We start from the raw sequence: 26,877 nt of genomic DNA on the forward strand, positions 1-26,877 counted from the left end.
CAACCACCCACACAGACACCAGACCGAGGAAATCACATCCCCCGCGGTTTGACCTGCAGTGCTTGCTTGTCGTCACTTTCCTGTAGAGGAAACACTTGCGTGTTCTCTCAGGACCCAACAGTGCATCGATATAACACTTCCCGCCGCCGGCACTCGGGCCGGCAGTCATCGAGAAGAATGGTTGTCAGTGTTCCACCCATGAGCGTCCGCAGTCCTACTGATGAGGACTCAACGGTCTCTGCCAACCCGGTGTCACCTGTGTGACACCGGCATTGGAGATGTGCTCCTTAGAAAGGAGGTGATCCAGCCGCACCTTCCGGTACGGCTACCTTGTTACGACTTCGTCCCAATCGCCGATCCCACCTTCGACGGCTCCCTCCCACAAGGGGTTAGGCCACCGGCTTCGGGTGTTACCGACTTTCATGACGTGACGGGCGGTGTGTACAAGGCCCGGGAACGTATTCACCGCAGCGTTGCTGATCTGCGATTACTAGCGACTCCGACTTCACGGGGTCGAGTTGCAGACCCCGATCCGAACTGAGACCGGCTTTAAGGGATTCGCTCCACCTCACGGTATCGCAGCCCTCTGTACCGGCCATTGTAGCATGTGTGAAGCCCTGGACATAAGGGGCATGATGACTTGACGTCGTCCCCACCTTCCTCCGAGTTGACCCCGGCAGTCTCTTACGAGTCCCCACCATTACGTGCTGGCAACATAAGACAAGGGTTGCGCTCGTTGCGGGACTTAACCCAACATCTCACGACACGAGCTGACGACAGCCATGCACCACCTGTATACCGACCACAAGGGGGGCCGTATCTCTACGGCTTTCCGGTATATGTCAAACCCAGGTAAGGTTCTTCGCGTTGCATCGAATTAATCCACATGCTCCGCCGCTTGTGCGGGCCCCCGTCAATTCCTTTGAGTTTTAGCCTTGCGGCCGTACTCCCCAGGCGGGGCGCTTAATGCGTTAGCTACGGCACGGATCCCGTGGAAGGAAACCCACACCTAGCGCCCACCGTTTACGGCGTGGACTACCAGGGTATCTAATCCTGTTCGCTACCCACGCTTTCGCTCCTCAGCGTCAGTTACTGCCCAGAGACCCGCCTTCGCCACCGGTGTTCCTCCTGATATCTGCGCATTTCACCGCTACACCAGGAATTCCAGTCTCCCCTGCAGTACTCAAGTCTGCCCGTATCGCCTGCGAGCTCGAGGTTGAGCCTCGAGTTTTCACAGACGACGCGACAAACCGCCTACGAGCTCTTTACGCCCAGTAATTCCGGACAACGCTTGCACCCTACGTATTACCGCGGCTGCTGGCACGTAGTTGGCCGGTGCTTCTTCTGCAGGTACCGTCACTCTCGCTTCGTCCCTGCTGAAAGAGGTTTACAACCCGAAGGCCGTCATCCCTCACGCGGCGTCGCTGCATCAGGCTTTCGCCCATTGTGCAATATTCCCCACTGCTGCCTCCCGTAGGAGTCTGGGCCGTGTCTCAGTCCCAGTGTGGCCGGTCACCCTCTCAGGTCGGCTACCCGTCGTCGCCTTGGTAGGCCATTACCCCACCAACAAGCTGATAGGCCGCGGGCCCATCCTGCACCAGTAAACCTTTCCACCAACAGCCATGCAGCCATCGGTCATATCCGGTATTAGACCCAGTTTCCCAGGCTTATCCCGAAGTGCAGGGCAGATCACCCACGTGTTACTCACCCGTTCGCCGCTCGTGTACCCCGAAGGGCCTTACCGCTCGACTTGCATGTGTTAAGCACGCCGCCAGCGTTCGTCCTGAGCCAGGATCAAACTCTCCGTTGAAGACTCAAGATGACCGGCAAAACCGGCAATCAGTCAAAGACATCGAGTCAAATCACTAGCAAAAAAACTCAAACTAGCTTCAATCAAACACTGACCCCCCATCCGACGGAAGAAGGAGGAAGGGCCAGCAAAATACCCACACCACACACACCCCGAAACCCGAAGGCCCCGAAAGCAATTCGTGATGTGGAGTACCAAAAACATTTGGCACTGACATTCATCGACACACTGTTGAGTTCTCAAAGAACACGCGCACACCATCACCACCGAAGTATCAACTTCGGCCGCTCCGGGGCAACCGTTCCATCTTATCCTACCAGCCTCAGCGGCGCAAGCCGTGACGCTGATCAGGATCAAACCGGGATTGAAGCACCACCATACACGGCAGTGAACTTCCGATTCACCAGGCGCCTTCGTCCAACCTCGTGTCCCCCGCCTTCCGGCCGGGGTCGGTGTCCGTGTCGCTCTGACCTGGAATAAGTTACGCGAAGGGAAACGAGAACACCAAATCGCCAGGTCAACGCCGCTAAACCCCCGATTCAGGGCACCCAGTACTTGGCTGCCAGCTGCTCGATCACCAGATCGCCCTCCGATGCCTGTTCCAACGCCGCGAGGTCGGAGTCGATGGAAACCAATCGTGGATCGTCCCCCTCCGCCTCCTGGACCGGGTGCCCCCCGTCCTCGGCCAGCTGACGCAACAGCTTCTCGCGCACCCGGTCCTTCAGCGAATCGCTCATATCGAAATCATGGTCGTGCGGCGATGGGTTGTCGAGAGTGCAACGCGCTTACTCGTCGGTCTCGTCCGGCGCCTTCACGTTGTCGCTCTTGCCGAAGACTCGCAGCGCGGTCGGAATGAGGACGATCAGCGCGCCCAGGATCGCGATCAACGAAAAGACCTGCATTGCCATCTGTGAACCGACTCTCTGTTTCGTGCCCGCGGCGACCAGGTGTCAGGCCGGCGCGAGCCAGCTTCCCCAAGATGTGTTCCTGGTGACGGTAAACGCCGCAAGGAAAATGAGCACACCCACTGTCACTCGCGGTCCCACCACGAAGATGGGCTCGCTTCGTCCGTGCCAGCGCTGACGTGCCCATCGGATCCAGGCGAAAATCATCACCGCGATGAACGGGACGATCAGAACATTGCCGGCAACGGCCGCGCCGAAGTCGAGGTTGGTCAGGTCGTGCACCGCCCGCAGCCCGCCACAGGCCGGACACCACCACCCGGTCAGCGCGTAGACGGGACAGAAGCCGTACGAACCCGGCTGATGCGGATCCCGGAAGTGGAGGATCGCGGTCGCGACCACGGCGCCGGCAGCGACAGCCGCGGGTGCTCCGAGTGCGCGCAGCCCGCCCGACCGCGTCGCCGGAGTTTCACTCTGGGTGTCCACCCGTCCAGTCTTCCCGATTCTTCCCGTCCCCGGTGAACCGATCGCGGTGTCAGTCGGGAATTGCGTAGTCCAGCCACAAACGGTGGGTGCCGACTTCGTCGACGCGAATCCCACCCACACCGGTGAGTCCCGCCAGGCCTCCGGTACCGCTACTCGGCACGATGTGCAGCACCATCGCCTCGACCTTGCTGTCCGAGAGCACCTGCATGTGCACGAAGGCGAAGGCACCGCGGACGCCGTCGACAGAACCTTCGAAGCTCTCCCCGTGCCGCGTAGGCTCCCGCACTCTGGTCCTCGGTGAGACCCCCGACGAATCTGGTGACCGCCCTGCCCTCGATGTCGCCGGAGAAGATCCCGAATTTCTTGTACATATCCGACACGGCAGACGCGTCCGGCCCCGGAGACGACTCTGGCCCTTCCCGACTGATCGGGAAGGGCCAGAGGACCGCTGAGCTGCCTGAGAGAATCGAACTCTCGACCTTTTCATTACGAGTGAAATGCTCTACCGACTGAGCTAAGGCAGCGGTGCCTTTCGGCGGTGGCGAGTCTAGCGCCTCAACCCCGAGTATGCGAAAACGGCTCCCTGAACGCGTCGCCGAGACTGGCCACCATGGCGTCGACCGCCCACTGCGGTTTGACGTTGACGGTGATCGCCTCGCGGCACTCGAGGACGGCTTCGATGCACTTCAGAAGGCCTTCCGGGGTTGTTCGCGACGCAAGATCGGCGGCCCGATCGGCCATGTCCGGGTGGTTCGCGGCGGCGTTCGACTTCCACGCGACGGCGAGCGCGTCGCGGTAGAGACCGGCCAGATCGATCAGTGCGCGGTCGAGTGCGTCGCGACCCGTGCGGGTAGCCCGGGACTTCTGTCGCTTCTCGAGATCCTTCAGCACCCCAGCCGAGCCGCGGAGCGCTCCGGCCGCACCCTTACCGGTACCGCCCGCGCCCAGAGCGGTGCGCAACTCTTCGGTCTCCTGCTCGTCCCGAGCGGCACTCATCTCCTTCGCCTCCGCGTCGGCGGAACGCACCAGTTCTTCCGCAGCGGCGAACGCGGTGGCGGGCCGCAACGCCGCGACCGCCAGGTCCAGCGCGTCCCTCCGACGCACCTTGGCGTTCAGATCCGTCGCGAGACGCCGCGCGCGCCCGACGTGGCCGCCGCTGATCGAGGCCGCCAGTTGCGCGTCTGCGGGGTCCAGGCCGTCCCGCTCGCGCAGGACCTTGGCGATGGAGTCGGCCGACGGCGTCACGAGATGGATGTGCCGGCAGCGCGACCGCAGCGTCACGGAGATGTCCTGCGGGTCGACGGACGGCGCGCACAGCAGGAACACGGTGCGGTCCGGGGGCTCCTCCACCACTTTCAGGAGCGCGTTGGCGGCACCCTCGGTGAGCCGGTCCGCGTCCTCGACGACCACGATCTGCCAGCGCCCGGTACTCGGCCGGCGGGCGGCGGTCTGCACGATGGCGCGCATCTCCTTCACGCTGATGCTCAGGCCCTCGGGGACGACCTGCCGGACGTCGCCGTGGGTGCCGGCCATCGCGGTGGTGCAGGCATGGCAGACGCCGCAGCCGGGAATGCCGTCGCTCGTGCACTGCAGGGCGGCGGCGAAACACTGCGCGGCCACCGACCTACCCGAGCCGGGCGGGCCGGTGAACAGCCACGAGTGCGTCATCGAGGAGCCCATCTCGCCGACTCCCCGACGGGCGGCAGTCGCCGCGGCCGTCAGCTCGGACTCGACGTCCTCCTGGCCCACCAACCGGTCGAATACCGTCACCGCGCCAGCCTAACCGGCACCTGCGACACCCCTACCGGCCCGAGGTACCGGCTCACGCCTTCTTGTCCGCGGCCTTCTTCGAGGCAGCCTTCTTGGCCGGCGCCTTCTTGGCGGCAGTCTTCTTGGCCGCCTTCTTGGCAGGTGCCTTCTTCGCCGCAGCCTTCTTCTTGACGGGGCCGCGGGCACGCCGATCCGCGAGCAGTTCCGAAGCGCGGGCGTCGGTGATGGATTCCACCTCATCGCCCTTGCGGAGGCTGGCGTTGGTTTCACCGTCCGTGACGTACGGACCGAAGCGGCCGTCCTTGATCACCATCGGCTTCTCGCTGACCGAGTCGACACCCAGCTCCCGCAGCGGCGGGGTGGCAGCCGCCTGACGTCCGCGACGTTTGGGCTCGGCGTAGATCTTCAGCGCCTCGTCGAGAGTCACCGTGAACATCTGGTCCTCGTTGGCGAGGGACCGCGAGTCCGTGCCCTTCTTCAGGTACGGGCCGTAGCGGCCGTTCTGCGCGGTGATCTCTTCCTTCGACTCCGGATCGACACCCACTACACGCGGCAGCGACAGCAGCTTGAGGGCGTCGTCGAGGGTGACCGTCGCCAGGTCCATGGACTTGAGCAGCGAGCCCGTCCGCGGCTTCGGGCCGGTGGCCTTCTTCGCCGCCTTCTTCGCGGGCGCCTTCTTGGCGGCAGCCGTCTTCGTCTTGGTCGTCCCGTCGCCCGATTCGTCGGTCACCGGCACCACGGCCGGCTCGGGCTCCGGTTCCGGCTCGGGCAGGATCTCGGTGACGTACGGGCCGAAGCGGCCCTCCTTCGCGACGATCTCGTGCCCGGTCAGCGGGTCGACGCCCAGCTTGCGACCCTCCTGCGGCGTGGAGAACAGCTTCTCCGCGTACTCCGGTGTCAGCTCGTCCGGCGGAAGGTCGTCGGGCAGGTTGGCGCGCTGGGAGATGAGGTCGCCCTCGGGATCGTCCGGGTTCTGGACCATCCGTTCGAGGTACGGACCGAACCGTCCGACGCGGACGTGCACTTCCCGTCCCTCGGCGTCGTCGAAGAGCCTGATCGAGTTGACCTCGCGGGCGTCGATCTCCTCGAGGTTGACGCCGACCATCTTCTTCAGGCCGCCCTCACGGGCCACCGAACCCTCGGCTCCGTGATCGCCGCCGAAGTAGAAACTGCTGAGCCAGTTGCCGCGCTGTTCGCGACCACCGGCGATCGCGTCGAGGTCGTCTTCCATGCCGGCGGTGAAGTCGAAGTCGACCAACCGTCCGAAGTGCATCTCGAGAAGGCCGATGACGGCGAACGCCACCCAGGACGGGACCAGCGCGCTACCGCGCTTGTAGACGTATCCGCGATCGAGGATGGTCTTGATGATCGACGAATACGTGGACGGGCGGCCGATGCCCAGCTCTTCGAGGGTCTTGATCAGGCTCGCCTCGGTGTACCGGGCGGGCGGGTTGGTGGTGTGGCCGTCGGGGTCGAGTTTGGTGGCGGTGACCGCCTGACCCTCGACGAGCACCGGCAGACGGGACTCGGCGTCGTCGGACTGGCCCCCTGCTTCCTCGTCGACGCTCTCCACGTAAGCCTTCAGGAAACCGGCGAACGTGATGGTGCGGCCCGACGACGAGAAGGTGCACTCCTCGCCGGTGCCCGCGGTTCCGGTGATCCGCAGGGTCAGCGTGGTGCCCCGCGCATCGGCCATCTGCGATGCGACGGTGCGCTGCCAGATCAGCTCGTACAGACGGAACTCGTCGGTGTCGAGACGCGAATGCAGCTGACCAGGGGTCTGGAACACGTCGCCTGCGGGGCGGATCGCCTCGTGCGCCTCCTGCGCGTTCTTGACCTTGCGGGTGTACTGCCGCGGAGTGTCGTGCACGTACTCGGCCCCGTACAACTCGGTGGCCTGCGCGCGGGCGGCAGCGATCGCCGACGACGACAGCGTCGTCGAGTCGGTACGCATGTAGGTGATGTAGCCGTTCTCGTACAGCCGCTGCGCGATGCGCATGGTCCGCTCGGACGTGAACCGCAGCTTGCGGCCCGCCTCCTGCTGCAGCGTCGACGTCATGAACGGTGCGTAGGGCTTGCGGGTGTACGGCTTGCTCTCCGCGGAGGAGACCGTGAGATCGACACCCGCGAGGGACTCGGCCAGACGCTGCGCCCGTGCCTCGTCCAGAACCGTGACGGTGCTCGTCTTCAGCTGTCCGTCCGAGCCGAAGTCGCGGCCGGAGGCCACGCGGGACCCGTCGACGGTCACCAGACGCGCCCCGAAACTGCGGGGGCTGGCTTCCGCGCCGGCGTCGAGGGTGGCGGAGATGTCCCAGTAGGAGGCCGAGCGGAACGCCATCCGCTCGCGTTCCCGCTGCACGATGACGCGGGTCGCCACGGACTGCACGCGGCCTGCCGACAGCCTCGGCATGACCTTCTTCCACAGCACGGGGCTGACCTCGTAGCCGTACAGACGGTCGAGGATGCGGCGGGTCTCCTGCGCGTCGACCAGGTCGTTGTCGAGCTCGCGGGTGTCCTCGGCCGCGGCGCGGATCGCCGGCTCGGTGATCTCGTGGAAGACCATCCGGCGAACCGGGATCTTCGGCTTGAGCGTCTCGAGGAGATGCCAGGCGATCGCCTCGCCCTCGCGGTCGGGGTCGGTGGCGAGGAAGAGTTCGTCGGCGTCCTTGAGGAGGCTCTTCAGCTCCGTGACCTTGGACTTCTTCTCCGGACTGACCACGTAGAGCGGTTCGAAGTCCTGGTCGACGTTGACGCCGAGCCGCGCCCACGACTCGCCCTTGTACTTGGCCGGGACGTCGGCTGCTCCTCGCGGAAGGTCGCGGATGTGGCCGACCGACGCCTCGACGACATAGTTCTTCCCGAGGTACGGGGCGATCTTGCGGGCCTTGGTCGGCGACTCGACGATCACGAGGCGGCGAGGCTGGCCGGACGCTCCCGCCGCACCCTGTGCACTGCCGTTGTCCCCTTTAGCCACCTGAAGCCCGAGCCTTCCTGAAGTCGATCGCTGCCACTCGACAGTTGTGCAGACAAACCCTTTTATACCCGGTTCGCCTATTACTAGAGTGACATACCCGGAACCCATCCTCGCAGATCAGTACCGTCTACACGGCCCTATACGTGGGGCCAACCGGTACGGTCGTCCACATTTCCGGGAGCCTCGCCGATGCTCTCGACGAGTCTGCCGAGCCTACGCCGACCCGAGATCCGGAGCCCCGGACCGGACCCACGGGTGCCGATCAGCGTCGGCGCGATGCCCGCCCTCATCAAGGCCTGGGCCAACGGCGCGTGGGTATCCGGGGCGTGCGGATCGAGTCCGAGAACGAACCGTTCACCCTCCGCTTCACCCCTGCCCGATGCCAGCGCCCACACCCTCAGTTGACGCCCCGACGGCACCCAGCCGGAGGGCACCGCCTTGACCGCCCCCCTCGTCCACTGGTCCGCGAGAGGCCGCAAGTCGACGACGGATGCGGTGCGGACCAGTGGGCTGCCCTCGTCGCTGCGCGTGATCTCGACCTCGAGTCCGGCCTGCTCGATCAGCTCCGCGATCGCCTCCGCCCGCCACTGGGCGTCGACCACGATCGAGATGCGCGCCCGCTCGCCGGACGTGACCACCTGGCCCGTCGCCGCGAGAAGACCGCACAGATCGGTGATCGCCGGCGGCATCGCCTCCGCGGAGAAGAAGGAGAGCTGGCTCACTGAAGTACCCCCTTTTGCCACGGCACCGTTGCCGTGAAAACGACTCGTCCCCCACCGCCTCAGGCGATGGGGGACGAATCAGACGCGGTCACGAGGACCCCGCCTATCTGATTTACGTGTTCACGAACGTGAACGGCAGAATCAGACTGCGCGAACGCCGGTTGCCTGGGGACCCTTGGTGCCCTGGCCGACCTCGAACTCCACGCGCTGGTTCTCCTCGAGGGTGCGGAAGCCGCTGCCCTGGATCTCGGAGTAATGAACGAAGACGTCAGCGGAGCCGTCTTCGGGTGCGATGAAGCCGAAGCCCTTTTCCGCGTTGAACCACTTCACAGTGCCCTGTGCCATGCTTTTCCTTCTCTTTCTAACCACCGGATTCGGCGGACAGCACATACAGTCCGCCGGGCCGGTTCCGACCGCTGTACTTCTAGATTTCCCCCTCAGGAAAAGCAGAGCACCGCGTTCGCAACATCGATCCTGCGAACGTTCACTCTTTCAAGCCTACGAACACAGAAGCTGCGACCAGTTGTAGTCAACCATGAACTCCGGGAACGCAACAGTCGAAATCCGAACAATTCACACAAAAAGTTGATCTTGTAGCGAACAGGCCCGGAACTGGGCATTAGCGACGGCCTCGCGACACCCCGGGCGACAGGCCGTCCGAGGCACTCGTTATCATCAAATGCGCAGGTCGTGGCGGTGTGGAAGCTACTCGCCCGTCCCTACGACAGCCCGGAGACTTCAGTGAGCACACCGTTTTCACCCCGTGACGACAGTGGAAATACGGGCGAAACATACGGCCGAACACTGCTGAACCGAGTCCTCGAGGGCGTTCCCCGGGACGAAAACCCGCTCACTTTCGCCGCAGAAATGCCTGCGCGGACTTCCCAGCTGTCGGAATGGCCCGCGTGGGCGCACCCCAGCGTCGTCCGGGCCATGCAGGAGAACGGGATCGCCCGTCCCTGGACTCATCAGGCCGCCGCCGCCGACCTGGCACATCACGGGACGAACGTCGTGGTGTCCACCGGCACCGCCTCGGGCAAATCCCTCGCCTACCAGCTTCCGGTACTCACCACTCTGGCAACGGATCCGCGGGCGACCGCCCTCTACCTCTCGCCGACCAAGGCGCTGGGAGCGGACCAGCTCCGGGCGGTGACGGCACTCATCGACTCCGAGGTCCTGGACGCCGGGGACGACCTGCGGAGCGCGTGCCCGTGTGTGTTCGACGGCGACACCCCACTCGAGGTGCGGCACTGGGCCCGGGAGAACTCGCGGTGGCTCTTCACGAACCCCGACATGCTGCACATCTCGCTCCTGCGGACCCATCAGCGATGGGCGCACTTCTTCCGCAATCTGGCCTACGTGGTGATCGACGAATGCCACTCCTACCGTGGCGTCTTCGGCTCGAATGTCGCGCTCGTGCTGCGGCGGCTGCGGCGCATCGCGGCGCGGTACGGCGCCGACCCCGTCTTCGTCCTCGCGTCCGCCACCACAGCGGACCCCGGGGCAGCGGCATCGAGGCTGATCGGGGCACCCTGCGCCGAGATCGTGGAAGACGGTTCGCCGCACGGTCCCCGGACGGTCGCTCTGTGGGAACCCCCGCTCATGCGGGAGGTCACCGGGGAGAACGGAAGCCCCGTCCGGCGGCCCGCCGGGTCCGAGGCCGCACGCATCATGGCTGATCTGATGGTCGAAGGCGCCCGCACGCTGACCTTCGTGCGCTCCCGCCGGGGCGCCGAACTGACCGCGATGGCGACCAAACGCCTACTCGGGGAGATCGATCCCGAACTCGCATCGCGCGTCGCGTCGTACCGGGCCGGATACCTCGCCGAGGACCGGCGTGAACTCGAGACGGCCCTCGCCGACGGCACCCTGCTGGGGGCGGCGACGACGAACGCGCTGGAACTGGGCGTCGACATCGCCGGCCTCGACGCCGTCGTCGTCGCCGGGTTCCCCGGCACGGTGGCGTCGTTCTGGCAGCAGGGCGGCCGGTCCGGCAGGCGCGGCGAAGGTTCGCTCGTGGTGCTGGTCGCGCGGGACGACCCGCTCGACACGTACCTCGTCCATCATCCGTCCGCTCTGCTCGACAAACCCGTCGAGGCCACCGTCACCGACCCGAGCAATCCGTACGTCCTCGGCCCGCAGTTGCTCTGCGCGGCAATGGAACTACCACTGTCCGACGCGGAGGCCGAAGCGTTCGGGGCACTCGACGTGCTCGCGAAGCTGTCGGAGCAGGGCCTGATCCGCCGGCGTGCACACGGCTGGTTCGTCACCGCCGGAACAAATCCTCATGGCGCAGTGGATATCCGGGGCGGAATCGGAACCCAGGTGGCGATTGTCGTGTCGGAATCCGGACGCATGCTCGGGACGGTCGACACCGGCCGCGCTCCGGCCACGGCGCACCCCGGCGCCGTCCACATCCATCAGGGTGAGTCGTACGTCGTCGACGAACTCGACCTCGACCAGGGCCTCGCCCTGGTGCACGCGGAGGACCCCGACTGGACGACGTCGGCCCGCGAAACCACCGAGATCACCGTCACCTCGGTGCTCGAGCAGAAGCAGTTCGGCGACGTCGAAGTCGCGCTCGTCGAGGTCGAGGTGACCCATCAGGTGATCGGGTACCTGCGGCGACTGCCGTCCGGCGAGATCCTCGACGCCATCGAACTGGACATGCCGAAGCACACCCTCCCCACCCGCGCGGTGATGTACACGATCGCCCCGGAACTTCTGCTGCAGGCCGGTGTTCCGGCGGAACGCGTGCCGGGGGCACTCCACGCCGCAGAACACGCGGCGATCGGGCTCCTGCCCCTCGTCGCGGTGTGCGATCGAGGCGACATCGGCGGCGTCTCGACGGCGTTGCACGCCGACACCGGGCTTCCCACCGTGTTCGTCTACGACGGTCACGCCGGTGGCGCCGGATTCGCCGACCGGGGGCACGCCGAACTCACCCGCTGGCTCGGCGCGACCCGCGAAGCGATCCGGTCGTGCGACTGCACGTCCGGGTGCCCGTCCTGCGTGTACTCGCCGAAATGCGGAAACGGCAACGATCCCCTGGACAAGGACGGGGCGATCCGGGTCCTCTCGGCGGTGCTGGACTCGCTCGGCTGAGATACCGGCTTTCCGATCAGCGCAGATACAGCCGCACCGTGTCGATCACATCGCGGAGCAGGTGAATCTCCTCGCCGGTCGGCGGCGCGGTGACCGTGACATCGTCGGCGACCTTCAAATCCCAGCCGGTCTGCGCCCGCACGTCGTCGACGGTGACCCCCTCGTGCACGCTGACCAACTCGAGTTCGTCGAACGGCCCCTGCCGCGACAGCACGCCGAGGTTCGTGAACACCTTCGTCACCCCGCGTCCGCGAGGAGCGATCCCGTCGCCCGCCGCCCGGGCCCGGACCGGGCTCGGCGACGTGCAGAAGTCGAGTTCCGCGGGGAAGGCGCTCGGATCGTGGCGCCGCATCACCACGAAGATCTCGCCGGCGTTGGGCATGATTTCCGCGGCACCACCGGCTCCGGGCAACCGGACCGTCGGCTTGTCCCAGTCGCCGATGATGCTGGTGTTGAGACTGCCGTACCTGTCGATCTGGGCCGCGCCGAGAAACCCGACGTCGACGTTGCCGCCCTGCAGCACGTACCCGAACAACGCCTGCATCGACACCACCGACTCGGCGCCCGACACGACCACCGAGTCGGCGATGCCCTCGGCCATCGCGCTGGGATGGGCGCCGCACACACCCGATTCGTAGATCAGTTCGACGTCCGGGTTGCTGGTTCGTTTGGCCAGGTCGACGGCGAGCGTCGGCAGGCCGACACCGGCGAAGACACGCCTTTTCCCGGCGAGTTCGCGGGCGGCGACGGACACGATGACCTCGGTCGCCGAGATCCCTTCGACTCGTACTGTGGTCATTTTCTGCTCCCGTAGTCGACCGGTTCGGACAATCGAGGCGCGACGGCGAGGTCGTCCCAGTAGTCGACGCCGAGTTTGTCCAGGTACTCCTCGTGATTCGCGGTGCCGTGGACCCATTCCTTCAGCCACGCCTGCAGGAGTCCCGAGTCCTTGCTGATCGCGGTCCAGCGCCGGTAGAACGCGCAGTCCCGGTCGTAGTAGCCCTGCACGTAGGAGGGGTGCGCCCCGCGCGGACAGACGACGACCGCGTCGACGGCGTGCGAGGGGATCAACGTGCGGTTGGGGTCGGAGCGGACGACGTCGTCGTCGACGATCTCCTCGACGACCACGATCGCCTTCCCCGCGGCGTAGACCGCCTCCTGCTGGACCCCGGAGATCCCCCAGATCTGCACATTGCCGTGACGGTCGGCGCGCTGCGCGTGAACGATGGTGACGTCCGGGTTCAGCGGCGGCACGACGTAGACGGTGCCCTCCCCGTAAGGGTCGTCGACCAGTCGAATTCGGGGATTGAGCCGCGGAAGGTCGCTTCCGGCGTAGGACCGCAGCGGAAAGAACGGCAGACCGGCGGCGCCCGCCTGATAGCGGCAGACCATTCCGTAATGGCTGTACTCCTCGACCTCGAGCGGTGCCGGATCGTGGCGCTCGATGCGGCGTCGCAACTCGTGCAGAGACCCGGCCGAGCCGCTCGCGAAGAACGACGCCACCAGCTTGGTCACGCAGCCGGCGGCCACGAGTTGATCCGACACGATGTCCGGCGTCATCCGGCACAGCGTGAGGTTCCGGCGCTCCTGGCGGATGATCTCGTGCGCAGCCGCGAACGAGATGAGATGCGAGAAGCCCTCGAGGCACACGGTCATGCCGTCTTCGACGTACGTCTCGATGGCTTCCGCCATGCTGACCACTTTGCTCATTGCCATGCCCTCAGATTTCTTGCTCGAACTGCAATAGTTCTGTCGTGGAGATTTCTCAGATCACTGCCTTTCTCGCGGTCGCCGAGGAGTTGCACTTCGGCCGGGCCGCACAGCGCCTGCACTCGGCTCAGCCCCCGCTGAGCCGAACCATTCGGCAACTGGAGAAGCAACTCGGGGCAACCTTGTTCGACCGCAACACCCGGAACGTCCGCCTCACCTCCGCCGGCGAGGCACTGCTCGGTCCGGCGCGCGAGATCCTGGACGCCTGCCGGCTCGCGGAGATCGCCGTCGCCGCCGCCGGGCGCGGCCAGGTCGGCCGGGTGCGCATCGGTTTCTCCGGCGTCTCGTCCCATCTGCTCATCGGACGGTGGGCGAAACTCGTCCGGCACACTCACCCGGGCATCGAATTCGTCTTGAACAGTTCCGCTTTCGCGAGCGAGGCACTGAACAAGCTCCTCGACGGAACCCTCGACATCGGCCTGGGCCGGTGGATCTTCACCCCACCCGGCATAGCGTCCCGCGTCATTCTCAACGAGGACTTCGTGGTGGCCGTGACTGCCGACCACCCGCTCGCGGGCAGGGACGGCGTCCGGATCGAGGAGCTGGCGACCGAGCCCTGGGTGGCGCTGCCCGCCGATCCCGGATCCGCGCTGCGCGACTCCCTGCTGAGGGCGGCCCACGACGCCGGTTTCACGCCCCGGATCGTGCAGAGTGCGCCGGACTCGATGTCGTTGATGGCGTTGGTGTCCGCGGAGGTCGGCTGCGCGTTGACCGTCTCCTCCGTCGTCGAGAACGTCAACAACCCGGATGTCGTGTTCCTCCCGCTGGTCGGAGGTCCCAGCACCCTGCAGTTGCGGATCGCGTGGCGTGCGGACGACGACAGCGCCGCGTTGCGGGAAGTTCTCAGGCTGTCCGAGGAGGCGCTGCCCACTCCGGAATGACTGCCCACTCCGGAATGACACCGCACGATCAGGAATGGGCTGTCGCACGTGCCTGCCCTGCGCTCGGAGTGCCGTCGGCCGCGCCGTCTTCCTCGACGTCGAGTTGCAGTTCGTCGGCGTCGGACTGCTCCGCCGTCGACAACCGGCGCGCGTCGAATCCGGTCCGGTTCAGGAGCAGCAGCGTGCAGACCAGCGACACGGCGGCGTAGCCGGCCGACACGAAGGCGACACCGACGATGTTGCCGGACGAGTTGAGCATCCACTGCGCCAGCACCGGGGTGCCGCCGCCGACGATCAGCGAACACAGCTGGTAGGCCGCGGACAGGCCGGTGTAGCGAATGTTGGCGGGGAAGGCACGCGCGAGCACACCGGCGATGGCGCCGTAGAACATCGAGTGCGGGATGGTCGCGAGGCACATCATGACCACGGCGACGGCGAAGTTCTCGGTCCGGATCGCGAAGAACATCGCCGGCATCAGGACGAACTCGGGAATCACCATGATGCACATGGCTTTCCGCATGTCGATCCGGGACACCAGGACGGCGCCGAACGGCTGCACGATGAATTGCACGACGAGGGCGATCGCGATGGCGCCGAGGAACGTGCCACGGTCGTAGCCGAGTTCGCTGGTGGCCCAGGACAACGCGAACGTGTTCTTGAAATACGTCACCTGTGCCAGGGGCAGCGCACCCGCACCGAGCAGGACGAGGACCCAATGCTTGCGCAGCACCTCACCGATCGGCAGCGCGACGGTCTTCTTCCGCTTCAGCACGGTCTTCATGGCGTCCGACTCTTCGAGTTTGAGGCGGATGATCATGCCGACGATCACCAGGACAGCGGAGATCAGGAACGGGATACGCCAGCCGTACAGCACGAATTCCGGGGTGGGCATCGCGGAGAGCAGGAAGAACGCCATCGTGGCCAGGAGGTTCCCGGCGGGCGACCCCTGCTGTGCGAACGCGGAGTACAGAATCCCCTTTCCCTTGGGTGCGTTTTCACTGGCGATCAGGACGGCCCCGCCCCACTCGCCACCCACGGCCACGCCCTGAACGACGCGGAGGAAGACCAGCGCGACGGGCGCCCACACCCCGATCTGCGCGTAGGAGGGCAGGAGTCCGATCCCGACCGTGGCGGTCCCCATCATCACGAGCGTGATGACCAGGGTGGTCTTCCGGCCGATCTTGTCGCCGAGATGCCCGAAGACGATGCCGCCGATCGGTCGGGCGAGGAACCCGGCCCACAGCGTGACGAACGCCAGCAGGGTGCCCATGCCCGCAGGCAGGGTGTCGGAGAAGAACACCTGCCCGAAGACCAGGGCGGATGCGGTGCCGTAGATGTAGAAGTCGTACCACTCGATCGTGGTGCCGATGAACGAGGCGATGCCCGCTCTCCGTGCTTTCGTCTCGGCCTCGGTCCGCTTCGGTGGTGCCGTGGTCATGTAGTGCCCTCTCTCGCCAGGGGGCTGGTGTGCATGGAAACCAGCTCGCTTCAGTGAGACTCGCATCACAGGATCCATGCCGTCCAATACTTCTCTGGCCGGGGATTATTACCGATCTGGTCATAATCCGGAAATCCCCCGCACGCTGGAGCGATGGACATCGCCGGCACCGTCCTGCCGTCGATGTCACTCCGCGGGGCCCGATGTCACTCCGCCGGGCCCGCCCGCGCCACCGCCCGCGCATCCAGGACACCCGGCACGGACAGGATCACCGGCGCGGTGACCGCGACCTCCACGTCCCAGTCGTCGACCTCACAGGACACGACCTCGGTGCGCATCCGCCCCGCGACCTCCCGCGCCGCGTCGCACGCCGCCTCGGTGCCGCGGTCCAGACCGACGGCCGCGGCGAGAGCGGCCAGATCCGCCGCCGACTGCGCGCGGTGCCGCACCGCGACCGCCGAACCGACGTGCACCAGCATTGCCGTGACCACCACCAGGGCCGCGAGCGCGCAACATACCAGCACCGTCGCGGCACCGCGGTCGTCGGAGATCCCCGAACTCACCGGCCTCCCCCGCTCCACCCCGGCACCGTGGGTTCGAGGGCAGCCACCGCCTCCGCGGAGATGTTCACGAGCGGAAGAAGCGGACTGTGTGCTCGCACGGTCGCGACGACGAACTCCCCCTCGGTCCGGACCGACACGTCGGCGCCGTCCGGGGCCACTCTCTGCGCCGCGGAGATCGCCGACTCGTGATCTCCGCGGGCGGTGAGCCGGGCGGCCTCACGGGCCGAATCGACACACCGGACGTGCAGCGTCACCGCGGTGATCGCGCCGACACACAGCACGACCACCGCGACGATCGACGCGATCGCAATCGCCGCCTCCACCGTGACGCCGCCCGCCTCCGACCGGCGCAGCTTCTCGGCGGACCTCATCACACCGCGGTGTTCAGCGCTTTGTCGATGATGTTCGTCAACGCCGTGACGATGCTGTCGCCGGTGACGACCGAATACAAGACGGCCCCGAACGCCGCGGCAGCGATCGTGCCGATCGCGTACTCGGCCGTCGACATGCCGTCCTCGTCCGTCGCGAGCAGAGCGAAGTGCGCCGTCAGTGCCCGCACCGCCGCCAGAGACCGGATTCCATGTTTCATGATGTTCCCCCTTCAGAATGTCCGGCGCAGTGGTTCTGCGCCGGAAGTGTCTGCGTGTCACAGCAATCCGCCGTCCAGCACGCGCGAGGCCAGCCCGACGACGACCGGGATGATCCCGAGACAGATGAACGCCGGCAGGAAGCACAACCCGAGCGGACCGCTGATGAGCACGCCCGCGCGTTCGGCCGATGCCGCGGCCAGGTGCTCGACCTGGGTGCGGCCGTCGGCGGCGAGTTCCGTCATCGAACCGGCAAGCGACGAACCCGACGCCGCGGACCGTCGCGCCATCCGGGCGAGCGATTCGGTGGCCGGGTCCGACGCCGCCGCCTCCCATGCGGCCGCCGCGTCGGCGCCCAGCGCGAGCAGATCTGCGGCGCGGCGAAGCGATTCCGACAGCGGCGCCGGTGCCGACCGCGACACGGCCTTCGCCGCGGTTGCGACCGGCAACCCTGCGCGCAGGCACGCTGCCAGCAGGTCGAAGGCGGCGGCGGTCGCGAGCGGGTCCTCGCGGCGCGTGGAGTCGTCCGCCGCGGCCGCCGGGTCACCCGCGCCGCCGGCGTCGCCGAGCAGTCGCTGCACCGGCGATCTGGGTGCGGGAAGAACCAGCACGGCGCACGCGAGGAGAAGTACCGCGCCCCAGATCATCCCGTCACCCGTCCGGTGATCCGGTCGGTCCACAGCAGTCCCGCGCACACCAGCCCCGCACCGAGCAGCAGCAGGATGCCGCCCAGCCCGCCGCCGAACAGCACCGTCAGCGGGGATGCCCCCATCATCTGACCGAGGCCGACACCCAGGAGCGGCAGCCCGGCCAGTACGGTCGCCGTCGCCCTCGCCCCGGCGAGCGACGCCTCGGTTCGCTGACGGAAGCGGCTGCGCCCCAACAGGTCCGTTCGCGCCGCCTCGAGCAGTTCCGCCAGCGCGAGCCCGTGCGCGTCGGCCACCGCCCAGATGTCGGCGATCCGCCCCAACTCGGTGCCGACCCGGGAGTCCGCGATCCGGAACCCGTCGGCGGCGGATCCCCCGAGCCGCGAGCGTGCCGACGCGGCCCGGAAGGCCGCCGACACACTGCCCACCGATTCGTCGGCCGCCGTCTGACATGCCGAAGCGGGATGCGCGCCCACCCGGAGTTCCGCCGTCACCACCTCGAGGCCCGCCAGCACGACGCGCAGATCGGCGTCCTTCGCTTTCGCCGACCGACGTCGCATCAACCTGAACCGCACTGTCGCACAGACGATCACCGCAGCCAGAACCGCGCAGACCCCGCCCAGTTCGTACACGACCGGAGCGCAGACGAGGGCTGCCGGAACCACCCAGGGCAGACGGATCTGCCGCCGGGTGCCTCCTCGTCCGGCAACCGCGAGCAAGCGCGGACGCGACCGCGCCGACGGCACCGCCAGGACCGCGCACGCCAGCACCACCAGACCTGCGATCATGACGCCTCCCGAGGAAAAGCCGCCGGTTCTCGCCGAGAACACCAGTGGCGGAGCCGGTCCACCGCCGGCCCCTCCCCCGTGTCGTGGCTCCAGGCGGGAACGATCGTGACGCGTCCGTGCTCGTCGCGGGTGACGACACCGATCTGCGTCAACTGCCGCACCCCGCTCGACGACCGGTGGACGTGCAGAATCACCTGCACGGCCGCGGCCAGCTGACTGTGCAGCGCCGCGCGGTCCATTCCGCCCAGTGCCGCAAGCGCTTCGAGCCGGGCGGGCACCTCCTCGGGCGAGTTGGCGTGCACCGTTCCGGCGCCCCCGTCGTGGCCCGTGTTGAGCGCCGTCAGCAAGTCGACCACCTCAGCGCCCCGCACCTCGCCCACGACGATCCGGTCGGGTCGCATACGGAGGGACTGCCGGACCAGGTCCCGGACGGTCACCTCGCCCACGCCCTCGACGTTGGGTGCCCGGGCCACCAGCCGGACCACGTGCGGGTGCGTCGGCGCCAACTCTGCGGCGTCCTCCACACACACGATCCGTTCGGCCGGATCCACGGCCCCCAGCAGCGCGGCCAGCAGCGTGGTCTTCCCCGCCCCTGTGCCGCCGGTGACCAGGAAGGCGAGGCGTGCGTGCACGATCTTCACCAGCAGATCGTGGGCCGCCCCGGTGACGGCGCCGCCCGCGACGAGCGCGCCGAGCCCCTGGGTGGCCGGGCGCAGCACCCGCAGCGACAGGCAGGTGCCGCCCTGCGCCACGGGGGCGAGGACGGCATGCAGCCGCACACCGAACGAGCCGTTCCCGACGTCCCGCAGCCTTCCGTCGACCCACGGCTGAGCGTCGTCGAGGCGGCGGCCGGCGGACAGTGCGAGCCGCTGGGCGAGTCGGCGCACCGCCGCCTCGTCGGTGAACCGGACCGCTGCGCGTTCGAGTCCGCGGCCGCGGTCGACCCACACCCGGTCGGGCGCCGTGACGAGCACGTCCGCGACACCGGGTTCGGTCAGCAGCGACTCGAGCGGGCCTGCCCCGGTGAGTTCGGTCATGAGCACGCGCAACGCACCGAGCAGGTCGGTGTCGCCGAGCACGCCGCCGGACTCGGTCCGGATGGCCGCGGCGACCGTCGCCGGTGTCGGCTCGCCGGACGTGTGCGCGAGGCGCTCGCGCACCCGGTCGAGGAGGTCGGGGGTGACGAGGGAACTCATGCCGCCCACTCCCGTGTCCGGGGTCTGCTGCCGACGGTGTCGAGGACCGCCTCGGCCGCGGCGCCCAGCGGGGAGCGCCGCCCCGGCCGCAGACCGCCGTGTTCGAGCATTCCGGTGAGCGCGCGCTCGGCGCGCATCGACACGATCAGTGGCAGGTCGAGGACCTCCGCCACGTCGGCCCCGCGGAGCCCACCGGGTGCCGGGCCGCGGACCACCAGTCCCTGATTGGGGTTCCGTTCGGTGACCCACTGCGACACCTTCCCCGCGGCGATGCAGGCCCGGACGGTCGCGGGCACGACGAGGACCACGAGGTCGGCGAGTTCGAGAACGGCCTCGGTGACCGGGCCGGGGAACCGCGACACGTCGCACACGACCAGGTCACCGGCCTGTCGACCGGCGTCCGTGACGGCGCGTACCGCGGCCGCCGTCGGTCCCGCACCGGCCCCGGTCCTGCTGCAGGCGAGGACCCGCAGGTGCTCGCCGCGAGCGGGCAGCGCGTCCCGGAGCGCGCCCGAAGAGATCCGGCCGCCTTCGATCGACAGTCCCGACCACCGCAGTCCGGGCACGTCCTCGATGCCCAGCAGCACATCGAGCCCGGATCCCCACGAGTCGGTGTCGAGCAGCAAGGTGGGCTGCGGCCGCGTCGCCGCAGTGAGGGCTGTCGCGGCCGCCAGGGTGGACGCGCCGGCGCCGCCGCACCCGCCGACCACGGCGACGACGGTTCCGTCCGCGTCGGGCCGCTGGGGTTGCTCGCCGAGAACGGCGACCAGGGCCGACTCGTCGTCGGGCACGGCCAGCACGTGTTCGGCACCGACCGCGGTCGCGATCCGCCACTCGTCGATGCCCGGCGGCCCGTCGCACAGCAGGACGACCCGGCGCCGGCGTGGGAGCCGATTGCGGCACGCGGCGGCAGCGCGTGCGTCGAGCACGACGATCGGCGCGCTGCCCCAGACGTGCCGGGCGTCGGCAACCTCGGCCTCGTTCAGCGTCCGGTCGGCCGCCGCCGCCACGCGCCTGATGCTGTGCAGCAGCGCCGGATCGTCGACCAGAACCAGCACTTCGCCACCGTCTCGTGCGTCCATGCAGCGAGCGTGCCCGCTGCCGGGGACCGCGGAAAGGTGCTCTTTTCGAAATGTGGACAACTTCGGGGCTGGGGATAAAAACTGGTACCACCGCACCAATTTTTGATCAGCAGAAAGCGCAGGGCGGCGGACCGGCCGCAGACAGAGGACGACCCTCGCCAGGGGGGGAGGAGGCGAGGGTCGTCAGTGTTCAGCCCCGGGGGGTCGGGCTGAACATCGTCCGGATCAAATCCGGACATCAGCAATACTACACCTCACCAGATCAGTATTTGCAAGTTCAACTGTTCAAATGTTTTACGGTGTCGGAGATACCGAACGCCCCTGTTCCGGGCGGTTACACGGAACACGCATCCCGGGCCGAAGTCCGCATATCCTTGGAAATTGTGACCGCGAAGCCACAGAGAAGTGCCAAGACAGGTCGACACACCGAGACGGGTCGGGTTGCCGCATTCTTCGACCTCGACAAGACGATCATCGCGAAATCCAGCACCCTCGCGTTCAGCAGACCGTTCTTCGACCAGGGCCTGATCAATCGACGGTCCGTCCTCAAGAGCAGTTACGCGCAGTTCCTGTTCCTGCTGTCCGGCGCGGACCACGATCAGATGGAACGGATGCGCGCCTACCTCACGAGCATGTGCGCGGGCTGGAACGTGGAACAGGTCCGATCCGTCGTCGCCGAGACCCTCCACGACATCGTGGACCCCCTGGTGTTCGCGGAGGCCGCCGACCTCATCGCGGACCACAAGCTGCGGGGCCACGACGTCATCGTCGTCTCGGCGTCGGGCGAGGAGGTGGTGACGCCGATCGCCGAAGCACTCGGGGCGACACGCAGCATGGCCACCCGCATGGCAGTCGCGGACGGGCTCTACACGGGCGAGGTGGAGTTCTACTGCTACGGCGACGGCAAGGTCGAGGCGATGCGGCAACTGGCCGACGAATACCACTACGACCTGTCGGCATGCTACGCCTACTCCGACTCCGTGACCGACCTGCCCATGCTGTCCGCGGTCGGCCACCCGACGGCCGTCAACCCGGACCGGGCGCTCCGGAAGGCCGCGGCCGGAAACGGTTGGCCCATATTGACTTTCTCGAATCCGGTCTCCCTCAGGGCGCGACTCCAGGCGCCGTCCGCCACCACCGTGGCGGCCACCGCCGCGGTGAGCATCGGGGCCCTCGTCGCGGGCGCATTCACCTATGGAGTGTTGCGCCGCAAGCGCTGACCGCCGCAATCCGCGACACGGTCACAAACCTGATTTGATACTTGCTGTGAGGGGGGTCACGGGGTACAAAGGAGTTACGGAAGAACGGAAGGCCAAGGTCGACCCAGAAGAGAAGGATCGATCTCCCGACCAGGATTCCCAGCACGGGCACTAGGTACCCACGCGAAGCATAAGCCACTATAAGGGCAAAAGCGTTGTGGGCCTGCGAGACTCGAGTCTTCACCGGCAAGGACCCTGCACAGGTTGCAAGGACGACCCGACGATATTCGGACTCTCGCCGAGGCCACCCACACAACCCACCATTGCACGCTTGGTAACCGGTTGTCCGTGCTAACGGGCGGCGAAGTCGACACCAGTCGGCAGCGCCGCCCGTTTCACATGTTCGGGAACGTGTTGCAGTGCAACGGCTTCGAGTTAACTCGCCGCCGCTTCCGCGATCGACGTGGCCTCGCGGGCTCCGGCCTCCAGCGCACCGCAGCAGAGGACGACCCAGCTCCCGACCCCCTCCGGCTCGCCCGAGGCGAAGGCCGCGGCCCCGTTGCGGTACGCCTGCTGCCGGCGCAGCCAACTGACCTCCGGAACCCCGAGATTATGGGGATCGAGCCCGCTCGACACCGAGACCAGACGGGACGCGGCGCGCGCGACGATGCCGTCGCCCACCCCGAACGGCCTCAGCGTCAACAATTCCCCGTGCACCACCGCCGCCAGAACCGGCGCGGGTGCGGCAGTTCCCCCCGTCACCAGCTGAGCCAGACCGTCCAGCCGCTCCGCGACACCGGACCCGGCCCTAGGCCTGCCGAGCAATTCCTGATCCTCCACGAGGTCGGCCGCAGCGAGCAGATGCAGCCGCGCGAGGGCCTGCAGTGGCGCACGCTGCCACGTGGACTGCAGAAGCGTCAGGGCGTCACCGTCGAGAGCCTGCCCGACCCGCAGCGCACCCGACAGGATGGGGTCGCCGGCCTTGCCGGGGGCTGGCAGTTCGGTGCTGCCACCGTCCAGCGACGCGGAGGCGCGGGCCGCCCGGACGGCCGCCTCGGCCGCCGTGGTCGGCCAGCCGCGCCGGTTGGTCTTGTGACGGTGAACCGCGCCGAGCGCGTCGCGCGCACGGTCCGCGGCTTCGCGGACACCGGGTAGGTCGACGAGGGGCTGCAACGGGTCGCTCACGTACCGGAACGCTACCCGGCGCCGCCGCGGGTCAGGCGCCGAGCCGGATCGATCCGCCGGGAATCGCGTCCAGCAGCTTCCGCGTGTACTCCTCCTTCGGGGACGTGAAGACCTCGTCGGTGGTGGCTTTCTCGACGATCGCGCCTGCGGACATCACGAGTACGTCGTCGGCGATCTGCCGCACCACCGCCAGGTCGTGGGTGATGAACAGATATGTCAGACCCAGCTCCGCCTGCAGGTCGTTCAGCAGCGTGAGGATCTGATCCTGGACCAGCACGTCGAGCGCCGACACCGCCTCGTCGCACACCACCATCTCGGGCTGCAGCGCCAGCGCCCGGGCGATCGCCACCCGCTGCCGCTGGCCACCGGACAGCTCGTTCGGGAACCGCCGCATCACCGAAGCCGGCAACGCCACCTTGTCCAGCAGGTCGCGTACCCGCGCTTCCCGTTCCGCCTTCGTCCCCACCTTGTGGGTGCGCAGGGGCTCCTCGACGGTGCGGAAGATCGAGTACATCGGGTCGAGCGTGCCGTACGGATTCTGGAAGATCGGCTGCACCCGGCGGCGGAACGCGAGCGTCTCCCTGCGGTCCAGCGTCGCGACGTCCTTGCCGTCGAATACCACGTTCCCCGCCGTCGGAGCGAGCAGTCCGAGCACCATCTGCGCGACCGTCGACTTGCCCGACCCGGACTCGCCGACGATGGCAGTGGTCGTCCCACGCCGGACCGCGAACGAGACGTCGTCGACGGCGGTGAAGTCGGTGGACTTCCGCAGCCCGTGGCGGATCTTGAACACCTTGGTCAGTCCGGTGGCCACGACCACGTCGTCGGTGGCCTTGCCGAATTCGACGCCGATCTGCCCGTGCTGTTCGGCCTCGCCCACCACCTCGAGAGCGTGTTCCCGGATGTCCGCCCGGGCCAGCGAAGAACTCCGGCGTTGCGACGCCAGCGACGGCGCCGCGGCCACCAGTTTCCGGGTGTACGGGTGACGCGGCCGCTGCAGGATCTCCAGCGCAGGCCCCGCCTCGACCACCCGTCCCTTGCTCATGACGATCAGGTGCTCGGCCCGCTCGGCGGCCAGACCGAGGTCGTGGGTGATGAGCAGGACCGCGGTGCCGAGTTCGTCGGTGAGACCGTCGAGGTGATCGAGGATCTGACGTTGGACCGTGACGTCGAGGGCGGACGTGGGCTCGTCCGCGATCAACAGTTGCGGGCGGGCCGACAGCCCGATGGCGATGAGCGCGCGCTGGCGCATGCCCCCGGAGAATTCGTGCGGATACTGGCCCAGCCGGTCCTCGGCGTCGGCGAGGCCGGCCTCCTCGAGGAGTTCGGCGGCCCGCGCCTTCGCGGCCTTGCCCTTCGCGATCCCGTTGGCCTCCAACGCCTCCTCGATCTGGAACCCGACCTTCCACACCGGGTTGAGGTTGGACATCGGGTCCTGCGGGACGAGGCCGATCTTCTTGCCGCGCAGTGCGACGAACTCGCGCTCGGACGCCTCCGCCAGGTCCTGACCCTCGAACAGGATCTGACCGCCCGTCACCTGTCCCGTCCCGGGTAGCAGGTTGATGATCGCGTGGGCGGTGGTCGACTTGCCCGAACCGGACTCCCCGACGATCGCCACCGTCTGCCCCGGATACACCGTGAGGCTGACACCGCGCACCGCGGGCACGAGCCCGGAATGGGACTGGAACGACACCTCCAGGTCCCGGATCTCGAGCAGCGGCACCTCGTCGGCCGAATCCTGCGGTCCCGCCGGATCGTTCGCGGTCATCGCGCTCACCTCTTCCGGGCCTTGGGATCGAGCGCGTCCCGGAGAGCGTCGCCCATCATGATGAAACCGAGCACGGTGATCGCCAGCGCGGTCGCCGGATAGAACAGGATCGGCGAACCCTGACGCAGCGTGACCTGGGCGGTGCTGATGTCTCCGCCCCACGAGATCTCGGTGGACGGCAGCCCGATGCCGAGGAACGACAGCGTCGCCTCGGCCACGATGTAGATGCCGAGGGAGATGGTCGCGATCACGATGATCGGGGCCAGGGAGTTCGGCAGCACGTGCCGGACGAGGGTGCGCACGTTCGAGACGCCGAGCGCCCGCGACGCCATCACGTAGTCGTTGCTCTTCGCCGAGATCACCGCGCCACGAGCGATTCTCGCCATCTGCGGCCATCCGAACAGGGCGAGGACGACGATCAGCGTCCAGATGGTGCGGTTGGTGAACAGCTGCATCAGGACGATCGCGGCGAGGATGAGCGGGATGCCGAAGAAGATGTCGGCGACCCGGGACAGCAGCGAGTCCACCGCGCCGCCGTAGAACCCGGCGACCGAACCGAACACCACGCCCACCACGAGTACGATCGACGTGACACCGACACCCACCAGCACCGACGCCCGCGCCCCGTGGATCGTGCGGGAGTAGATGTCGCAGCCCTGCTTGTCGAATCCGAACCAGTGCCCCGCCGACGGCCCCTGCATGCTGAACGCCAGATCGCAGAACCGGGGATCGGTGCTGGTGAACAGGTCCGGAAAAGCCGCCACGGCGATCACAACGACGATGATCACCGACGCGACCAGGAACAACGGACGCTTCCGCAGATCGCGCCATGCATCCGACCACATGCTCGTCGGTGGCTGGTCGATGTGCACGGCGTCGGTCTCCCCCGGCGCCGCCACTTCCTCGGGCGCCACGAAATGCGCCTGCTGGGTCTTCCGGTCGCCCGGTCCGGCGGACGCGTTCTCCACTTTTTCAGACATAGCGAATCCTCGGGTCGAGCGCGGCGTACAGGAGATCGACGATCAGGTTGGCGAGCAGATAGATGACGATCAGCACCGTCACGAAGGACACCACCGTGGGCGCCTCGCCGCGGGTGACCGCCTGATAGATCGTGCCGCCGACACCGTTGATATTGAAGATGCCCTCCGTGACGATCGCGCCGCCCATCAGGGTGGCGAGATCGGCGCCGAGGAAGGTGACGACCGGGATCAGCGAGTTCCGCAGCACGTGCACCTGCACCACCCGGCGTCGCGAAAGACCCTTGGCCGTCGCGGTTCTCACGTAGTCGGCGGTGAGGTTCTCGGCGACCGACGTCCGCGTGAGACGGAGCACGTACGCGAACGACACCGACCCGAGGACGAAGGCGGGCAGCAGCAGATTCTTGAAACTGGTGTTTCCCCCGACCGTCGGCGGCACCAGCCCCCACTTCACGCCGATGAAGAACTGGGCGAGGAAACCGATGACGAAGATCGGGATCGCGATGATCACCAGGCTGACGAGGAGGACGGAACTGTCGAAGATGCCGCCCTTGCGGAGCCCGGCGAAGAGGCCGAAACCGATCCCGAAGATCCCCTCGATCGCGAGCGCCATCAGAGACAACTTGATGGTGATGGGAAAGGCCTGCGCCAGAACCTCGCTGACGGGGCGACCGGAGAAGGACGTACCGAAGTCGAGCGTGAAGATGCCCTTCAGATACAGGAAGTACTGCATCAGGAACGGCTGGTCGAGGTGGTACCGGGCGCGGAGCTGCGCGGCCACCGCGGGGCTGAGGGCCTTGTCGCCCGCCAACGCCGCGATCGGGTCCCCGGGCAGCAGGAACACCATCGCGTAGATCAGGAACGTGGCCCCGATGAACACGGGAATCATCTGAAGCAAACGGCGACCGACGTACCAGAGCATCGAATCACCTCCTATTCGTCGGGGGCCGTCACGTCAGGAATCCGGAGCCTCGGCCCGTACTCCCGAACGGGGCCGCGAACTGACAGCTCGCGGCCCCACCCGTCG

At 67.3% G+C, this 26,877-nt stretch carries 25 protein-coding genes, 1 tRNA gene and 1 rRNA gene; 3 read left to right on the top strand and 24 right to left on the bottom strand.

The features are described from left to right. Positions 1-291: 291 nt before the first annotated feature. From JWS13_RS21345 to JWS13_RS21385, 10 genes are all read right to left on the bottom strand, one after another. Positions 292-1,810 (bottom strand): 16S ribosomal RNA (locus JWS13_RS21345). 539 nt (positions 1,811-2,349) lie between these two features. Beyond that, positions 2,350-2,547 (bottom strand): hypothetical protein, encoded by a 198-nt coding sequence (locus JWS13_RS21350; RefSeq protein ID WP_087557290.1) that lies wholly within the window; start codon positions 2,545-2,547, stop codon positions 2,350-2,352. A gap of 48 nt (positions 2,548-2,595) precedes the next feature. Continuing rightward, positions 2,596-2,718, bottom strand: a complete 123-nt coding sequence (locus JWS13_RS46005; protein WP_257890590.1) for a hypothetical protein — start codon at positions 2,716-2,718, stop codon at positions 2,596-2,598. A 42-nt stretch (positions 2,719-2,760) separates the two neighbouring features. After that, complete coding sequence (locus JWS13_RS21355; RefSeq protein ID WP_206007373.1) at positions 2,761-3,198, bottom strand: DUF2752 domain-containing protein; 438 nt, start codon at positions 3,196-3,198, stop codon at positions 2,761-2,763. A gap of 49 nt (positions 3,199-3,247) precedes the next feature. Beyond that, positions 3,248-3,484 (bottom strand): DUF3224 domain-containing protein, encoded by a 237-nt coding sequence (locus tag JWS13_RS21360; protein ID WP_241032261.1) that lies wholly within the window; start codon positions 3,482-3,484, stop codon positions 3,248-3,250. A 165-nt stretch (positions 3,485-3,649) separates the two neighbouring features. Then, a tRNA-Thr gene (locus JWS13_RS21365) sits at positions 3,650-3,722 on the bottom strand. Positions 3,723-3,753: 31 nt separating this feature from the next. Next, positions 3,754-4,968 (bottom strand): DNA polymerase III subunit delta', encoded by a 1,215-nt coding sequence (locus tag JWS13_RS21370; protein ID WP_124393242.1) that lies wholly within the window; start codon positions 4,966-4,968, stop codon positions 3,754-3,756. A 52-nt stretch (positions 4,969-5,020) separates the two neighbouring features. Next, on the bottom strand, positions 5,021-7,942 hold the full coding sequence (gene topA / locus JWS13_RS21375; RefSeq protein ID WP_124393241.1) for a type I DNA topoisomerase: 2,922 nt from the start codon (positions 7,940-7,942) through the stop codon (positions 5,021-5,023). A 137-nt stretch (positions 7,943-8,079) separates the two neighbouring features. Beyond that, on the bottom strand, positions 8,080-8,664 hold the full coding sequence (locus JWS13_RS21380) for a hypothetical protein (RefSeq protein WP_206007374.1): 585 nt from the start codon (positions 8,662-8,664) through the stop codon (positions 8,080-8,082). A 141-nt stretch (positions 8,665-8,805) separates the two neighbouring features. Next, positions 8,806-9,009: a cold-shock protein gene (locus JWS13_RS21385; RefSeq protein ID WP_005248460.1), complete on the bottom strand. Its 204-nt coding sequence runs from the start codon at positions 9,007-9,009 to the stop codon at positions 8,806-8,808. 396 nt (positions 9,010-9,405) lie between these two features. Here JWS13_RS21385 and JWS13_RS21390 point away from each other — a divergent pair, with 396 nt between their 5' ends. Then, positions 9,406-11,769, top strand: coding sequence for a DEAD/DEAH box helicase (locus tag JWS13_RS21390; protein ID WP_206007375.1), 2,364 nt, complete (start codon positions 9,406-9,408; stop codon positions 11,767-11,769). A 16-nt stretch (positions 11,770-11,785) separates the two neighbouring features. On the opposite strand, the gene JWS13_RS21395 is transcribed toward JWS13_RS21390, so the two are convergent. After that, on the bottom strand, positions 11,786-12,568 hold the full coding sequence (locus tag JWS13_RS21395) for a CoA-transferase subunit beta (protein WP_206007376.1): 783 nt from the start codon (positions 12,566-12,568) through the stop codon (positions 11,786-11,788). Then, on the bottom strand, positions 12,565-13,485 hold the full coding sequence (locus tag JWS13_RS21400; RefSeq protein ID WP_206007377.1) for a CoA transferase subunit A: 921 nt from the start codon (positions 13,483-13,485) through the stop codon (positions 12,565-12,567). Before JWS13_RS21400 ends, JWS13_RS21395 begins: the two co-directional genes overlap by 4 nt. A 38-nt stretch (positions 13,486-13,523) precedes the next feature. Between JWS13_RS21400 and JWS13_RS21405 the strand changes: the two genes are divergently transcribed. Next, entirely contained in the window at positions 13,524-14,420 is an 897-nt protein-coding gene (locus JWS13_RS21405; RefSeq protein WP_124393236.1) for a LysR family transcriptional regulator, read from the top strand. A 28-nt stretch (positions 14,421-14,448) separates the two neighbouring features. Here the strand turns inward: JWS13_RS21405 and JWS13_RS21410 are convergent, their stop codons facing one another. From JWS13_RS21410 to ssd, 8 genes are all read right to left on the bottom strand, one after another. Next, a complete protein-coding gene (locus tag JWS13_RS21410) occupies positions 14,449-15,858 on the bottom strand; it encodes an MFS transporter (RefSeq protein ID WP_206007378.1) in 1,410 nt (469 codons plus the stop codon). A 206-nt stretch (positions 15,859-16,064) separates the two neighbouring features. Continuing rightward, a complete protein-coding gene (locus JWS13_RS21415; protein ID WP_206007379.1) occupies positions 16,065-16,421 on the bottom strand; it encodes an Rv3654c family TadE-like protein in 357 nt (118 codons plus the stop codon). Beyond that, positions 16,418-16,792 carry a TadE family type IV pilus minor pilin gene (locus JWS13_RS21420; RefSeq protein WP_206007380.1) on the bottom strand — a complete coding sequence of 125 codons (375 nt, stop codon included), beginning with the start codon at positions 16,790-16,792 and terminating at the stop codon, positions 16,418-16,420. The genes JWS13_RS21415 and JWS13_RS21420 overlap by 4 nt, the downstream gene beginning before the upstream one ends. Beyond that, entirely contained in the window at positions 16,792-17,010 is a 219-nt protein-coding gene (locus JWS13_RS21425; RefSeq protein ID WP_124393232.1) for a DUF4244 domain-containing protein, read from the bottom strand. The genes JWS13_RS21420 and JWS13_RS21425 overlap by 1 nt, the downstream gene beginning before the upstream one ends. 57 nt (positions 17,011-17,067) lie before the next feature. Beyond that, the gene (locus JWS13_RS21430) at positions 17,068-17,655 is read right to left on the bottom strand and encodes a type II secretion system F family protein (protein ID WP_206007381.1); all 588 of its coding nucleotides are present in this window, start codon (positions 17,653-17,655) and stop codon (positions 17,068-17,070) included. Then, a complete protein-coding gene (locus JWS13_RS21435) occupies positions 17,652-18,443 on the bottom strand; it encodes a type II secretion system F family protein (RefSeq protein ID WP_206007382.1) in 792 nt (263 codons plus the stop codon). The genes JWS13_RS21430 and JWS13_RS21435 overlap by 4 nt, the downstream gene beginning before the upstream one ends. Continuing rightward, the gene (locus tag JWS13_RS21440; protein ID WP_206007383.1) at positions 18,440-19,639 is read right to left on the bottom strand and encodes a TadA family conjugal transfer-associated ATPase; all 1,200 of its coding nucleotides are present in this window, start codon (positions 19,637-19,639) and stop codon (positions 18,440-18,442) included. The genes JWS13_RS21435 and JWS13_RS21440 overlap by 4 nt, the downstream gene beginning before the upstream one ends. Then, entirely contained in the window at positions 19,636-20,721 is a 1,086-nt protein-coding gene (gene ssd, locus JWS13_RS21445) for a septum site-determining protein Ssd (protein ID WP_206007384.1), read from the bottom strand. Before ssd ends, JWS13_RS21440 begins: the two co-directional genes overlap by 4 nt. Positions 20,722-21,104: 383 nt before the next feature. On the opposite strand from ssd, the gene JWS13_RS21450 reads away from it, so the two are divergent. Beyond that, positions 21,105-21,941 (top strand): HAD-IB family hydrolase, encoded by an 837-nt coding sequence (locus JWS13_RS21450; RefSeq protein ID WP_124393227.1) that lies wholly within the window; start codon positions 21,105-21,107, stop codon positions 21,939-21,941. Positions 21,942-22,355: 414 nt separating this feature from the next. Here JWS13_RS21450 and JWS13_RS21455 read toward each other — a convergent pair whose 3' ends face one another. The 4 genes from JWS13_RS21455 to JWS13_RS21470 are packed head-to-tail and all read right to left on the bottom strand — an operon-like array spanning position 22,356 to position 26,772. Then, positions 22,356-23,105: a Fic family protein gene (locus JWS13_RS21455; RefSeq protein ID WP_206007385.1), complete on the bottom strand. Its 750-nt coding sequence runs from the start codon at positions 23,103-23,105 to the stop codon at positions 22,356-22,358. 31 nt (positions 23,106-23,136) lie between these two features. After that, positions 23,137-24,873, bottom strand: a complete 1,737-nt coding sequence (locus tag JWS13_RS21460) for a dipeptide ABC transporter ATP-binding protein (protein ID WP_241032262.1) — start codon at positions 24,871-24,873, stop codon at positions 23,137-23,139. A 5-nt stretch (positions 24,874-24,878) separates the two neighbouring features. Beyond that, the gene (locus tag JWS13_RS21465; RefSeq protein WP_206007387.1) at positions 24,879-25,853 is read right to left on the bottom strand and encodes an ABC transporter permease; all 975 of its coding nucleotides are present in this window, start codon (positions 25,851-25,853) and stop codon (positions 24,879-24,881) included. After that, on the bottom strand, positions 25,846-26,772 hold the full coding sequence (locus JWS13_RS21470; protein WP_206007388.1) for an ABC transporter permease: 927 nt from the start codon (positions 26,770-26,772) through the stop codon (positions 25,846-25,848). Before JWS13_RS21470 ends, JWS13_RS21465 begins: the two co-directional genes overlap by 8 nt. Positions 26,773-26,877: the final 105 nt, after the last annotated feature.

This window comes from Rhodococcus pseudokoreensis, assembly GCF_017068395.1.
GTDB lineage: Bacteria > Actinomycetota > Actinomycetes > Mycobacteriales > Mycobacteriaceae > Rhodococcus_F > Rhodococcus_F pseudokoreensis.